The following is a 13,099-nucleotide window of genomic DNA, read 5'->3' on the forward strand; positions in this document are numbered from 1 at the left end:
CCCAGGAAAAACTCACTCCAAACCGGACAAACCCTCCCTCAGCCCCCTGACACCGGCAGGGAGAGGAGCCTTGCTGCCGCTGGAGCTGTGCTGCGCAGGGGGCAAAGCTGGGGCCCTACCGGAGTCGAGATCCACTCCACCTCCAGGCCAAACACCTGTCGCACCCGGCTGGGGGTCAACACCGCCAAGGGAGACCCCAGGGCCTGCATCTGGCCGGATCCCAGCAAGGCAATCTGCTCGCTGTAGCGAATGGCCAAATTCAGGTCGTGCAGCACCGTAACTACCGTCAGGCCCTGCTCCTGCTTCAGCCGTTGCAACAGCTCCAGCAGCTCCAGTTGGTGGCGCAGATCCAAAAAGGTGGTGGGCTCATCCAACAGCAACACCTGCGGCTCCTGCACCAAAGCCAACGCTAGAAAAGCCCGTTGCCGCTCGCCCCCCGAAAGGGTTTCCACCCGCCGCAGCGCCAGGGATCCCAGTCCCGTCTGCTCTAGAGCCCACTCCACCCGCTGCCAATCGGCCCGCGTCAACTGCCACGCCCACCAGGGCTGGTGGGGAGAACGCCCCAGACTGACCAATTGCCGCACCGTTAGCCCTGCCGGGATCCGCTGCTGCTGCGGCAAAAGAGCCAACTGCCGGGCCACCTGCTTTGGAGTGAGTTGAGCGTGCAGATCCCGACCGCCCAAGTACACGCGCCCAGCTTGGGGAATCAGAACCCGACTCAACAGTCGCAGCACCGTCGATTTGCCGGAACCATTGGGGCCGACAATGCTCAGCCATTCCCCCTTTTGCACGCTGAAGCTCACTTGTCGCACCACCGTCCGGGATCCGTAGCCCCCGCTCAAATCCTCGACCTGCAGGATGGGCTCTCTCATCGCCCTGCCCCCTGCTGCCACAGCAGCCAGCCGAAAAAGGGAGCCCCCATCACAGCGGTGACAATCCCCACCGGCAGCTCTATCGGGCCCAAACGGCTCAGGATGTCGGCACCGCTCAGCAGGGTCGCCCCTGCCAAGGCAGAAAGGGGCAACAGCCAGCGGTAATCGGATCCCACCCCCTGCCGCACCATGTGGGGCACCACCAAACCGACAAAGCCGATCAACCCCCCCACACTGACAGCGGTTGCCGCCAGCCAAGCCGCCACCAGACCAATCACTACCCGCGTCCGCGCCAGAGGGATCCCCAAGCTCACCGCCATCTCTTCCCCCAAGCTCAGCAGGTTTAAAGCCCGCGCCTGCCCCCATCCCAATCCCAAGCCGACCAGGATATACGCCCCGGCCACCTGCACCTCTGGCCAGCCCCGCCCGCTCAAGCTGCCGATCAACCAGGTGAGAGCCACCTGCACCCGGTCATCTGCCATCAACAACAAGGTGGAGCTAATGGCCCCAAACAGGGCGCTGACGGCCACCCCCGCCAAGATCAGCCGCTCCACCGCCAGTCCCGAGGGAGTACGCGCCAACCCGTACACCAACACGGTAGTCAGCACCCCGCCCACCCAAGCGGCCAGGGGCACCCAAGCCGTCCACTCTCCCAAGGTGAGCAACCCCACCGCCGCCAGGCCCGCCCCCGCCGAAATGCCCAGCAGGTAGGGATCCGCCAGCCCATTGCCCAGCATCCCCTGCAACAGGGCCCCTGCCATCCCCAGAGCCGCCCCCAGCAACTGGGCCAAGAGCGCCCGCGGCAGCCGCAACTGCCAAACAATCGTCTGCCGAATGGGATCCCCCTGCCCCCACAGGGCTTGCCAGAGTTCTGGGAAAGTCATGGGAACGGATCCCAAAGCAATCGAGACCAAAAGTACTAGGAAAATGAAACTCAATAGCAAACAGGTCAAACCGATTGGCGAGAGCAGCCGCTTTCTTTGCCCCCAGCCGCTGCCCCCCTCAACCTCTGTATACGGACACTCGCGATCGACCAGCACCGGGAAAACCTCTCGAGCTTTGCCCAGGAAGAGAGCCTTCTGAGGCCAAGAAACCCCCTCCGCCCGCAAGGGCGGGATGGAAAACTCAGCCAAGTTGGCCAGGCCTCCCTCCCGAGCTTTATTGAAAGTAAACTCAACAAAACGTAGTCGCTAGAATAGCAAGGCTTCTTGGATGTTGCAAGTCAGTTTCAATAGCTTGTGCCTAAATTTCTCCCTCTTGCGCTTCAGGGCTTTTGGACAAGACCGGGCAGCGCCTCTGCCCAGCCATTCGGACTTATCTCAGGGGGGATCCAACTACCCTGAGCGAGGTCATGGCAACCAACCGCGAAATGGGAATCAGGGGAGAAGGGCTGGGGAAACGTCTCAAACTTCATCTAGACCTGGATCTAGAATGGCCCAAGCTGGTCGGCCCGAGTTGGCTAGACTCCGAACCTTCAGCCCATTGCTTGCCCACGTTTTGATGCCATGAGTTCTTCCGCCGAGCCTACTTGGGATGCCTTAGAGGTGGATCCCGCCCTGCTCACCCCCATGATGCAGCACTATGTGGAGCTGAAGCGGCAGTATCCCCACGCCATCTTGCTCTACCGCCTAGGGGATTTCTACGAGATGTTTTTCCAGGACGCGGAAGTGGTGTCGCGGGAGCTGGAGCTGGTGCTCACCGGGCGGGAGGCAGGGGCCATAGGACGGGTGCCCATGTGCGGGATCCCTTACCACGCCTTTGACCGCTATGCTGCTCAGTTGGTGGCCAAAGGCTATGCCCTGGCCGTCTGCGACCAGATGGAGCCGGCGGATCAGGCCAAAGGCTTGGTGCGGCGGGAAGTGACGCGGGTCATCACCCCCGGCACGGTCATCGAAGAGGAGCTGCTGCAGGCACGGCAAAACAACTACTTGGCCGCCGTGGTCCGCCTGAGAGGCTCCAAGCAAACCCCCTGGGGCCTGGCTTACGCCGACATTTCTACCGGCGAGTTCTGGGTCTGCCAGAGCGAGGGGCAAGAGCAGCTAGAACAGGAGCTGGCCCGGCTGCAGCCGGCGGAGATCCTGCTGCCCACCGAGGAAGGGCTGGGCCTGGGCTTAATTCGGCCTGGGGATCCCCAAGCTCCCCTGGGCCTGCCCGGCCAGTACACCTATACCCTGCGCCCGGCGGAGCCCTTTGAGCTGGCGGTGGCGCGAGAAAACTTGCTACAGACCTATGGCCTGCGCTCTTTGGAGGGCTTGGGCTGCAAGGAGCTGCCCCTGGCCATTCGGGCGGCGGGAGGGCTCTTGCACTACCTGGAGGAGACGCAAAAGAACCTGGTGCAGCCTTCTCCCCAGGGGGGCCACCCCCTCCTACGTCCCCCTCGCACCTACCAGTTGACGGATTACCTCATCTTGGATCCCCAAACCCGCCGCAACTTGGAGCTCACCCAGACCATCCGCGAGGGGGCCTTTGTCGGATCCCTGCTCTGGGTGCTGGATCACAGCCGCACTGCCATGGGAGGACGCACCCTGCGCCGTTGGCTGCTGCAGCCTTTGCGGGATCTCGAGCAAATCCGCCTCCGCCAGGACACCATCCAGGAGCTGTTGGAAAACCCCTCCCTGCGCACCCGCCTGGGATCCCTGCTGGACTCTCTCTATGACCTGGAGCGCTTGGCCAACCGCGTCGCCTCCGGCACCGCCAACCCGCGCGAGCTGGTGGCCCTGGGCTCCTCCTTGGGCAAACTGCCCCAACTGGCGGAGCTGGTGGCCGAAGCCAAGACCCCTCTCCTGCAGAGCTTGCAGCAGGTGGATCCCGCCCTGGTTGACCTGGGCCGCCGCATCGAGCACACCCTCCTGCCCTCCCCTCCCCCTGTGCTCACCGAAGGGGGGCTAATCCGGCCCGGCGTCGATCCGGAGCTGGACAGGCTGCGGCAGCAGGTGGAGCAAGACCGCCAGTGGATTGCCCAGTTGGAGAAAACCGAGCGCGAGCGCACTGGGATCCCCACCCTCAAAGTCGGCTTCAACAAAGCCTTCGGCTACTACATCAGCATCAGCCGCGCCAAGGCCCAGCAGGTGCCAAAAGACTACATCCGCAAGCAGACCCTGACTAACGAAGAGCGCTTCATCACCCCTGAGCTCAAAGAAAAAGAAGCCCGCGTCCTCACCGCTCAGACTGAGATCAACCAGCGGGAATACGAGCTGTTTGTGCAGCTGCGCCAAGAGGCGGGATCCCAAGCTGCCGCCATCCGCCAGGTGGCCCAGACCCTGGCCGCCGTCGATGCCCTGTTTGGCTTGGCGGAAGTGGCTGTGCAGCAGGGTTACACTCGTCCCGTAATCACGACCGACCGCCGCCTAGTCATCGAGGAAGGGCGCCATCCGGTGGTGGAGAAGTCTTTGCCCCAGGGCCTATTTGTCCCCAACTCGGTGCGTCTGGGATCCCCCCACGGCCCGGATCTGATTGTCCTCACTGGCCCCAACATGTCGGGCAAATCCACCTATTTGCGGCAGATCGGGCTCATCCAGATCCTGGCCCAGATGGGCAGCTTTGTGCCGGCAAGGCGGGCGGAGCTGGGCCTCTGTGACCGCGTGTTTACCCGCATCGGCGCTGTCGATGACCTGGCCACGGGACAGTCCACCTTCATGGTGGAGATGAACGAGACGGCCAACATCCTCAACCACGCCGGCGAGCGCTCCCTGGTGCTTTTGGACGAGATTGGCCGCGGCACCGCCACCTTCGACGGCCTCTCCATTGCCTGGGCGGTGGCTGAGTACCTCGCCACCCAGGTGCGCGCCCGCACAATCTTTGCCACCCACTACCACGAGCTCAACCAACTGGAGACCCTGCTGCCCAACGTGGCCAACTTCCAGGTGGTGGTGAAAGAGCTGCCGGATCGCATCATCTTCCTGCACCAGGTGCAGCCCGGGGGGGCCGACCGCTCCTACGGCATCGAGGTAGGACGCATGGCCGGCCTGCCCCAGCCGGTGATCGAGCGGGCTAAGCAGGTGCTGGCCCTAGTGGAACAACACAGCCGCATTGGCCTGGGCCTGCGCAACCAAGGGAAAAGCCGCCTTTCCTCCAAGAAAAAACAGCCTGAACAACACCCTGAGCCCCTCGAGATCCGCAACCCCGCTCCGGCGGAGCAACTGTCTCTGATCCCGGCCTCCCTCTTTTCCGAGGAGCCTTAGGGCTCTACCCTCGCTCCGGCTCCCGCTCTTGCAGCCCCAAGCTGGCGGCCAGCACCTCCAGCTCATCTCGCTGCCCCTCCACCCACAGCAGGGATCCAGGGGGTGGGTCAGCCTCTTGCAACTTCAGGCGAAGCCGCTCCAGGCGGTAGTTGCGCCGCCAGTAGTACCAGCCTGCCCAAGGAGCGGCCAGCACCAGGGTCCAGGGCCAGGCTCCCCACGCCGGCTCCAGCATGGACAGCACCAGAGCCAAACAGGCCAGACCCACTCCTGCTAGCCCTGTCAAAAAAACAGCCAACCCCACACTGGGCCGAGCCTGACCGATAAAGGTGGCGATCCCCTCGGCATCGGCAAACTGCAAGCGATAGGCCCGCCCTTCCAGGTGCTTTCGGAGAAGGGATCCTATTTCCTCCAGGCTGCGGCTGCTAGAATAGAAGCGGGTTTCGCTGCGATCTCTACCTGAGGCTCGCAGAAAAAAGAATAGGCCGATCCCCAGAAGCAGCGTCAGCGCTAGGGTAGAAATGGCCTCTCCCTTCAGGGAGAGGGGGAGTGATGTAGCTACCCAATTCATAGGGATGACAGGAACGAGCCCCATCTGGTCGGGCGGCTTGACCTGTAGCCTCTCCACTGTAGCAGGGAAGGGGCAGAAAAATAGCTCGTGGAGGTTGACCCTCTACCTCCTAGTTTAAGTTCTGCAGAGAGGTTGGTTGCCGCCGGCAGTAGCCACGCTTGGTAGATCCTACCTCGACGCAGGAGCAATGGCGCAGGAGCAATGGCGCAGCAGCAAAAACCCTGCGCTTTCCAGCAACCGTGACGACGGCTCAGGGGGGAGAAATCTGCGCCCAATCTCATGCAGCTAAGCTGAGAGAGGCAACTATAATTAAGTTATGATAAGGGGCTTACACTTCGCCAGCAGGTGGCTTCCTTCGTGGCTATCTCAGCCGTTCCCTACCGAGGGCAGGATTCCAGGGTTGGACTTAGCCAGAGGAGAGTGTTGTCTCCGCGGGGATGATGACAGCGCACAGCCACTGTCCCTGGGGAACCCTCAACTTAGCCCCCTCTTCAATGTTAGTCCAGCTGCTTGACTGTCTCTGTTGCTATTTCACTCAGTAGCACTTACATGTCTATCTACGAACCTGAAGCCAACGACACTTTGTTTGAAACCCCAACCGACCTCCTCGACCTGACGGAGGAGGAAGAGGCGGAGTTTGCCGAAAGCGAGTACGCCGAAGAGGGGCCAGCTCGACCCTCCACCGACCTGGTGCGCCTTTACCTCCAGGAGATTGGACGTGTTCCCCTCTTGGGACGAGACGAGGAGGTGGCGCTGGCCCAAAAAGTCCAAGACTACATGAAGCTCTTGGATGTGCGCCTGCGTTTGCAGAAAGAGCTGGGGCGGGAGCCTACTCTGGCAGAATGGGTGGCTAGGGCCAACCAGTTCCCCGAGTGGGCCAACCTTACGCCTGAAAAGCTGCAACAGATCCAGCGCATCGGCAAGCGGGCCAAGGAACAGATGATCAAGGCCAACCTGCGCCTGGTGGTGTCGGTGGCGAAAAAATACCAAAACCGCGGCCTGGAGCTGCTGGATTTGATCCAGGAGGGCACGCTGGGCCTGGAGCGAGCAGTGGAGAAGTTTGACCCCAAAAAGGGTTACCGCTTCAGCACCTACGCCTACTGGTGGATCCGGCAGGGGATCACCCGGGCTATTGCCACCCAAAGCCGCACCATCCGCTTGCCTGTCCACATTACCGAGAAGCTAAACAAGATCAAAAAAGCCCAGCGCAAGCTTTCCCAGGAAAAAGGCCGTACCCCCACCATTGAGGACATTGCTTCCGAGCTGGAGATGACAGTGCCCCAGGTCAGGGAGCTGCTGGTGCGGGTGCCGCGCTCGGTTTCTCTAGAAACCAAGGTGGGTAAAGACAAGGATACCGAGCTAGGGGATCTGCTAGAGACCGATGACATCTCTCCCGAAGAGATGATGATGCGCGAGGCCCTCCAGCGCGATCTGCAGCAGCTGTTGGAGGATCTCACCAGCCGCGAGCGGGATGTGATTCGCATGCGCTTTGGGCTGGGGGATGGTCGCACCTACTCCCTAGCGGAAATTGGCCGCGCTTTGGATCTATCGCGGGAGCGGGTACGGCAAATCGAGGCCAAAGCCTTGCAGAAGCTGCGGCAGCCTAAGCGGCGCAACCGGGTACGCGATTACCTGGAGGCCATCAATTAGGGGCGAGCAAGCCGCCTCCAGATCTGGAGGGCCAGCCCCTCCACCTCCGGGATCTGCAGATACAGAGCTCCAGCTACCACTAGGCTTAGGCCCAGGCCACCGGCCAGCCCAGCCCAGACAAGGGCGGTGAGCAGGGGGGATCCCAAGATCTCGTAGGCGCGTAGCTGCATCCACAGCCAGTGGCTAAGCCCACCAGCTAGGACGGTGATCCCCAGCAGGGGCAGTAGGGCTTGTCCCATCTCTTGCCAGGGGATCCCTGGCAGGCGCTGGTGAAGGCAGATCCCCAGTCCAATCAGGGCTACTAGGTTAACCCCTGCTGTGGCCAGGGCAATGCCTGGTGCCCCAAAGACCTGTAGAAATAGGAAGTCCAGAAGGGCGTTGAGGCCAATGGCTAGGCCACTGATGCGCAGGGGCGTGGTTCCGTCCTCCAGAGCGTAAAAGATGCGCACCAGCACATCCCGCAGCAGGTAAAAGCTCATCCCCAGGCCATAGGCCATCAGCAGAGCCGCCACCTCCTGGGTTGCCTCCGCCGTAAAGCGACCCCGTTGGTAGGCCACCTGGACAATGGGTTCGGCCAAGGCCACCAACAGCATTGCAAGGGGCAGGGTGAGGATGGCGGTCACCATCAACCCTTGCCGGATGCGCCGGCACAGCTCGGGCCATCGGTCTCTCTCTCCTGCTAGTTGGGCATAGAGGGGCATCAAAGGCACCAGCACCATGTTGGAAAGGATCCCCAGGGGGGTTTGCACCAAAAGCTGGGCGTAGCCCAAGTTGCCGATGGTGCGATCCCCGGGCACAAAGGAGGCAAAAAAGAGATCCACGTAGACATTGATGTGGATCATGCCAGAGGAGATGACCGCTGGCAGCATGAGCAGGCCCACGGCTCGCACCTGCGGGGATCCCCACTCAAAGCGCAGCCGCAGCCGCCCCAGCCCCAGCCGCTGCTGCAACGGTACCTGAGCCAACCACTGGGCAATGGCCCCGACAAGTACGCCCCAGGCCAGCAAGGTTGGGATCCCTGTCCACCCCAAGCTAAGCAGGATCCCGATGACTGCCAGGCTGGAGATTAGGGGGCTGAGGGCAGGCAAGAGGTAGTGCTCGGCCGCATTGAGTGCCCCAAAGCCAATGCCAATCCACCCCGAGAGCAAGGCCAGCGGCGCCATGATCCGCAGTTGCTGGGCAGCAAGGGCATGGACTGCGGGGCTGGATCCCGGCGCCGTCAGGCGCACTACCCAGTCTGCTCCCCACCATAGGCCCAAGGTCACGGTTAAGAGAAGACAGCCCACCAAGGTGGAGATTGACTCCAGCCAGCGGGCTGCTGCTTCTCCTGAGAGCTGCTGCTTTTTAAGAATGCTGACGATGGCACTGTGAAAAGGACCGTTGATCCCGCCCAGCAGGATCAACAAAAAACCGGGCAGGACATAGGCCACCCCAAAGGCGCTGTACTCCAGCCCCGAGCCGTAGATTGCCGCAATCAGGGCCTGCCGGACAAACCCCATGCCCTTGCTGAGCAGGGTAGCACCAGCCACTAGCCCCGCTACTGAGAGCAAGGAACGGCGGGAGGAAGAGGCCCCTGGGATCCCTTCCTTCTCGAAATCCACCCGCAAGCTCACAGCCGCTACCCCCCTCGTTCGGCATAGGGCAGCACTATTATCCCGCATTCTCCTGATCTATGCAGGGAGGTCGAGGAAGAGCTCAGGCCAGGAGTTGTCGCTCCTGCTCCAGTTGCTGCAACAGATGCTCATCCCCGCGGAGCTGGGCAGAACGAATGCGCTCCTGCAGCCGGCGCAGCAGATTCTGCCGATGGGTCTCCATATGCGGGGAGATAGTTGCCGGCGCCCTGCTCGCTGTCTTCGCCACTGGGTTGAGGGCAAGGCCTCGATACGTCAGGGCAAAAGACTGTGGCAGCGCCACAGATGCCGATTGAGCTGGCCAGTCCCACGCTAAGCCCCGGTACCGCACTCGCACCGCCTGCCGCTGGCAGCTCGCGGGGGCAGAAGGGACAAAGACGTAGGCAATGCCGCGATAGGTCAGTTGCATATGAAGAGTCCCCTAAGTAGACAGCGGCCATCTGACGGGGAAAGCAACTTCCGTAGCCCCCTTCTCGGGAGCTGTAGGACAACAGCTTCAGCTTCCCTGGCGTGGCCCAGAGGGTAAAACCCAACTTCATTCTGTATCAGCTTTAACAAAATAAGCCTTTGGATGTCAACTTTAAAGCAGCTCGTCGATTAGCCGTAGCACCTGGTGCAAGTTAGTTCCGTCTTCCTTCCCACGTCTGAGGCTCACCTCCACCAACTGCTTGAGGGCAAGCAGCTTGAGGTTAGCCTCTACTGCCGCTCTCGCCATGGCCGGAGCTGCCGGCAAATAGCCGCTGGCCCCTAGATCCAGGAGGGCAGCCCGCCGCAGATGAACGTTGGGATGAGCCAGCAGCGACAGCAGAGGCTCAAGAAAAGTGGGATCTCCCGTCAAGCGGTAACAGGCCTGCCCTGCCGCACATTGCAAACGAAGGGAGGGGTGATCCCGGTAGAGGCGAATCGGCTCCAGGGCAGCAGACACCTGCAGTTGTCCAAGCGCTTCGATGAGGGCCTCTAAGGCAGCAAGGTTTTCGGTCTGGAGACCCTGCTCCGCGCGGCGCAGCCCCTGCAGCAATGCTCCTCCCAGGTCTTCAAGCTGGGCGGGATCCCGGTCGAGGAAGTTGGCCAGGGCAATCTCGACCAGCGCCTGGGCTGCTGCCGCCACCACTTGGCCGTCGGAGCAGCGCAAAGCCTCTTTTAGAGCCGGGATCGCCGCAGGGGATCCCAGCTTGCCCAGGGCGCGGGCGGCATTGCGCCGCAGCGGATATCCCCCCTGAGCCGTGCGATCGGTCTCATCGGCCAGCGCCTCGATGAGGGCCGGGATCCCCTCTCTCACCCGCATGCGCCCCAGCCACCAAGCCGCGTAGTAGCGTTCTCCCGGATCCCCGTATCGCAGCTTGGCAATTTGCCCAGCCGGGGTGAGATCCGCCGACGGATAGGAGTCTGGAGGAGCTACTGGGCTCAAGGAGTCCACAGGCCAAAACTCCAACAGCTAGGCGCTGCGGACGCTGACAATCTTGGCGCCCGCTTTGAGAAGTCGCTGCATTGTTGCCGAGAGTTGATCGGCAGAAACGAAGATCTGCTGGTTGGATTTGCGCACGCGGCTAGAAGTCGCTAGGGCTGAGGGTGGGTTGAGCAGCCGCGTTACCTCAATGCAAAACATGCGGTCAGACTGACCCGTGGGCGGCCCCAAGTGCTTGGAAATGGGGCTGGGTGGCAGCAGTCCTCGTACCCCAATGCGGCGAATAGCTGGGGTAAACCCAGTGGCCAGGGGAATCATCAGGCGCGGCCTCCGCCCCTGGGAGCGGTCGTTGTTGGCATAGCCTCCGTAAAGAGCAAAGAGGTTGGTAAAGTCGCGGGTAGTGTGGGCCTTGCGGTATTCAAAGCCGCGTGGATGGGGAACAATGTTATCGCCAAACGCTTCTAGGTATTCTGGGCTGTCAATGTAGGAGTCAATCTCCGCGCTGTGGCCTCCCGAGTGATAGATATCTAGGTGGCGGGCAATGTCTTTTGGGCTGGTGGGAGCTCGCCCCAAGAGATGCTTAAAGTTAAGCTCGATGGCGCGGGTTTGCGAGTTGGGGTAGAGAAACCGCCGCTTGTAGGCTTCCGACTTGGCAAGCAAACGCACAAATTCTCGCACCGTCAAGCTGCCCTGGCGCAGCAACGATTCCGCACTGGCCAGCTCCTTCCTGTCGGAGGCAAATAGGTGATCGTTGCCCAAAACCTGGCGATAGATAGCCCGTAGGATGGCGTTGAGCTGCTCCTGGCTAGCATTGGGGCGCAACTCTAAAGGAGTTGTCTCTGTGATGGCCCGGATCCCCATCCGGCTTGCCGCTGTAATTCCGCTCATGCTAACTCCTCAAATCCAACAAACCAGCTAGACCAACTTTGAAACTGAAAGATTTACCCCCTCAAGATCTCCTCCCTGCAGAGCCACGGCCACTGCAGCCTACGGAGAGGGATCCCCTTCACCCCGGGGATCCCTACTGCCTTGAACCCAGCTTTGGGGTTAAGAACTAGCTGAGGGCGTTGATGGCGTAGTCAATATAGGCGTTGGCTTCGGTGGCTGCTTGCCCGGTCAGGCCATGGTTGGCCTTGATGTAGCGCAGGGCTTCAATGTACCAACTGGGAGAGAGTTCAAAAGCAGCATTGATCTCGCGGATCCCGGCCAGCATACATTCGTCCAGGGGGCCAGTGCCACCGGTAACCAAGCAGTAGGTGATATAGCGCAGATAGTGGCGCACGTCGCGGGCACACTTGTCTTTACCCGCCTGGGTGTAGCATTGTCCCCCTGGCTGAGTGGTGTAGGGGAACTTGGCATAAACGGCCTCAGTGGCACCGCGCACCAGCTCCTCGGCACGGCTGCTCAGGACGCGAGCTGCTTCCATGCTGGCGGCTGCCCGCTGAAAACGGCCGCTGATGGCTTGCAATTCGCTGTTACTGAGATAGCGTCCTTGGCTATCGGCAGTGGCAATGGCGTCAACAATTGGGGTTTGCATGACTCAAAACGCTCCTTTACCTCAGCTCCAGTCAAGGCAACAATACAAAGGATTCAAAGCTTAGCTTGCAAATAGCTGCGGAATACTAGACCACTGCAGCAGCGGCGCGATCGAAGTAGGACTCGATTTCGGCAATCAAAGCACTGCAGTCACCGCGCGTAATGCCATTGGGATCATTGACCACTGCCACTGCCGCCTTTTTCATCTTCTGGATGCCATTGGCCACAGAGCTGCCAGGGGTGCCAAGAGCTTGGTAGGTTTCCCGCAAGCCATTCAGGCAGCGCTCATCCAGGACGCTCGGGTCTCCAGCCGCCACGGCGTAGGTAATGTAGCGGAGGATGATGTCCATATCCCGCAAGCAGGCAGCCACGTTGCGGCTTGGATAGGCAGGGCCGCCAGGAGCATTCAAATTAGGCTCCTCAGCAAACAATTCGCGGACAGCATCGGTCACGATTTTGGAGGCGTTGCTGGTGATGCGGTTCACTGCGTCCAAACGCTTGTTTCCGTCAGCAATCACCTGCTGCAGTGCCGCAAACTCGTTTTCTCCCAGGAAAGCGCCTTTGGCGTCAGCTTGGGCAACAACTTTGCTAAATACGTCGTTCATGGTTCTCAATCTCCTAGCGAAAGCAAAAGAGGTTAAATCTCTACTAGAGGGCAAAAGCGCTCTACGAACCCAGCAGTCTTTTGCAGCTTCCCTACCGAAGAGCCCTGTTAGCGCAAATCTTTGCCCCAACAGAACCACCGGCAGGAACCTCCTCACCTCCCCTTGCCTAGCCAGCTTCAAGAATGAAGCCACTTGCTGGCAGACTGTGGGGAATCGGGGTGAAACAAGGATTTTTTGCTGCTGACACCCTGCACTAGGTAAGTGAGGAAAAGCCAGCTTGCCTTGCTTCCAGTTCTTACTTCTACCGCGAGGGCGGGGAGGGATTGAATCAAAAAATGTAAAGGGTCTTTACTAGATGCAAACAGCCCCAGATCTGCTCCTAGTGGGCAACTCTGGCCTTTTTGTCCAAATCCTTTGAGGCCTTGGTTTTTACAAAAAACAATGCTACTTTACATGAGTTTACAATATCAGGAACAACGACAGCCTTGCTCATGGCTTTGCAGTCAAGTCAAGAGGCCCGCTTCTGTATCCAAGTAAACCTTCTCATAAAGTACACATAATTTAATACTTGCGCCAGTCTCCTAGGCAAGGCAAAGCTGAGAGAAAATCTGAGCAGGCTTTCACCGGGGAAACGCGGCCCGGAAAACCCCA

General features: G+C 60.6%; 11 protein-coding genes. 2 read left to right on the forward strand and 9 right to left on the reverse strand.

What is annotated here, in order from left to right; all coding sequences use genetic code 11:
* Positions 1 to 38: 38 nt before the first annotated feature.
* Both NW804_RS03245 and NW804_RS03250 read right to left on the reverse strand, forming a co-directional pair.
* On the reverse strand, positions 39 to 872 hold the full coding sequence (locus NW804_RS03245) for an ABC transporter ATP-binding protein (protein ID WP_414420638.1): 834 nt from the start codon (positions 870 to 872) through the stop codon (positions 39 to 41).
* A complete protein-coding gene (locus tag NW804_RS03250) occupies positions 869 to 2,005 on the reverse strand; it encodes a FecCD family ABC transporter permease (protein WP_414420637.1) in 1,137 nt (378 codons plus the stop codon). The genes NW804_RS03245 and NW804_RS03250 overlap by 4 nt, the downstream gene beginning before the upstream one ends.
* 372 nt (positions 2,006 to 2,377) lie before the next feature.
* Here NW804_RS03250 and mutS point away from each other — a divergent pair, with 372 nt between their 5' ends.
* Complete coding sequence (mutS, locus tag NW804_RS03255; protein ID WP_414422848.1) at positions 2,378 to 5,053, forward strand: DNA mismatch repair protein MutS; 2,676 nt, start codon at positions 2,378 to 2,380, stop codon at positions 5,051 to 5,053.
* A gap of 4 nt (positions 5,054 to 5,057) precedes the next feature.
* On the opposite strand, the gene NW804_RS03260 is transcribed toward mutS, so the two are convergent.
* Positions 5,058 to 5,645, reverse strand: a complete 588-nt coding sequence (locus NW804_RS03260) for a cofactor assembly of complex C subunit B (protein WP_414422849.1) — start codon at positions 5,643 to 5,645, stop codon at positions 5,058 to 5,060.
* A gap of 525 nt (positions 5,646 to 6,170) precedes the next feature.
* On the opposite strand from NW804_RS03260, the gene sigC reads away from it, so the two are divergent.
* A complete protein-coding gene (gene sigC / locus NW804_RS03265) occupies positions 6,171 to 7,271 on the forward strand; it encodes an RNA polymerase sigma factor SigC (protein ID WP_414393961.1) in 1,101 nt (366 codons plus the stop codon).
* Here sigC and murJ read toward each other — a convergent pair.
* The 6 genes from murJ to NW804_RS03295 all read right to left on the reverse strand — a co-directional run bounded on the left by murJ (position 7,268) and on the right by NW804_RS03295 (position 12,448).
* The gene (murJ, locus tag NW804_RS03270) at positions 7,268 to 8,884 is read right to left on the reverse strand and encodes a murein biosynthesis integral membrane protein MurJ (RefSeq protein WP_414422850.1); all 1,617 of its coding nucleotides are present in this window, start codon (positions 8,882 to 8,884) and stop codon (positions 7,268 to 7,270) included. The genes sigC and murJ overlap by 4 nt on opposite strands.
* 82 nt (positions 8,885 to 8,966) lie before the next feature.
* Complete coding sequence (locus tag NW804_RS03275) at positions 8,967 to 9,311, reverse strand: DUF4278 domain-containing protein (protein ID WP_414422851.1); 345 nt, start codon at positions 9,309 to 9,311, stop codon at positions 8,967 to 8,969.
* Between the two features lie 171 nt (positions 9,312 to 9,482).
* Positions 9,483 to 10,319: a HEAT repeat domain-containing protein gene (locus tag NW804_RS03280; RefSeq protein ID WP_414420633.1), complete on the reverse strand. Its 837-nt coding sequence runs from the start codon at positions 10,317 to 10,319 to the stop codon at positions 9,483 to 9,485.
* Between the two features lie 18 nt (positions 10,320 to 10,337).
* Positions 10,338 to 11,195 (reverse strand): phycobilisome rod-core linker polypeptide, encoded by an 858-nt coding sequence (locus tag NW804_RS03285; protein ID WP_414422852.1) that lies wholly within the window; start codon positions 11,193 to 11,195, stop codon positions 10,338 to 10,340.
* A 166-nt stretch (positions 11,196 to 11,361) separates the two neighbouring features.
* Positions 11,362 to 11,844: a phycocyanin subunit alpha gene (locus NW804_RS03290; RefSeq protein ID WP_414393953.1), complete on the reverse strand. Its 483-nt coding sequence runs from the start codon at positions 11,842 to 11,844 to the stop codon at positions 11,362 to 11,364.
* An 85-nt stretch (positions 11,845 to 11,929) separates the two neighbouring features.
* The gene (locus NW804_RS03295) at positions 11,930 to 12,448 is read right to left on the reverse strand and encodes a phycocyanin subunit beta (RefSeq protein WP_414393951.1); all 519 of its coding nucleotides are present in this window, start codon (positions 12,446 to 12,448) and stop codon (positions 11,930 to 11,932) included.
* Positions 12,449 to 13,099 lie beyond the last annotated feature (651 nt).

This window comes from Synechococcus sp. WC10meta (genome assembly GCF_047461475.1).

What these genes read in the sequence shown, in the direction of transcription:
- NW804_RS03245 (WP_414420638.1), bottom strand. Translation starts at nt 872, where the DNA reads ATGAGAGAGCCCATCCTGCAGGTCGAGGATTTGAGCGGGGGCTACGGA.
- mutS (WP_414422848.1), top strand. Translation starts at nt 2,378, where the DNA reads ATGAGTTCTTCCGCCGAGCCTACTTGGGATGCCTTAGAGGTGGATCCC.
- NW804_RS03260 (WP_414422849.1), bottom strand. Translation starts at nt 5,645, where the DNA reads ATGGGGCTCGTTCCTGTCATCCCTATGAATTGGGTAGCTACATCACTC.
- sigC (WP_414393961.1), top strand. Translation starts at nt 6,171, where the DNA reads ATGTCTATCTACGAACCTGAAGCCAACGACACTTTGTTTGAAACCCCA.
- NW804_RS03275 (WP_414422851.1), bottom strand. Translation starts at nt 9,311, where the DNA reads ATGCAACTGACCTATCGCGGCATTGCCTACGTCTTTGTCCCTTCTGCC.
- NW804_RS03285 (WP_414422852.1), bottom strand. Translation starts at nt 11,195, where the DNA reads ATGAGCGGAATTACAGCGGCAAGCCGGATGGGGATCCGGGCCATCACA.
- NW804_RS03290 (WP_414393953.1), bottom strand. Translation starts at nt 11,844, where the DNA reads ATGCAAACCCCAATTGTTGACGCCATTGCCACTGCCGATAGCCAAGGA.
- NW804_RS03295 (WP_414393951.1), bottom strand. Translation starts at nt 12,448, where the DNA reads ATGAACGACGTATTTAGCAAAGTTGTTGCCCAAGCTGACGCCAAAGGC.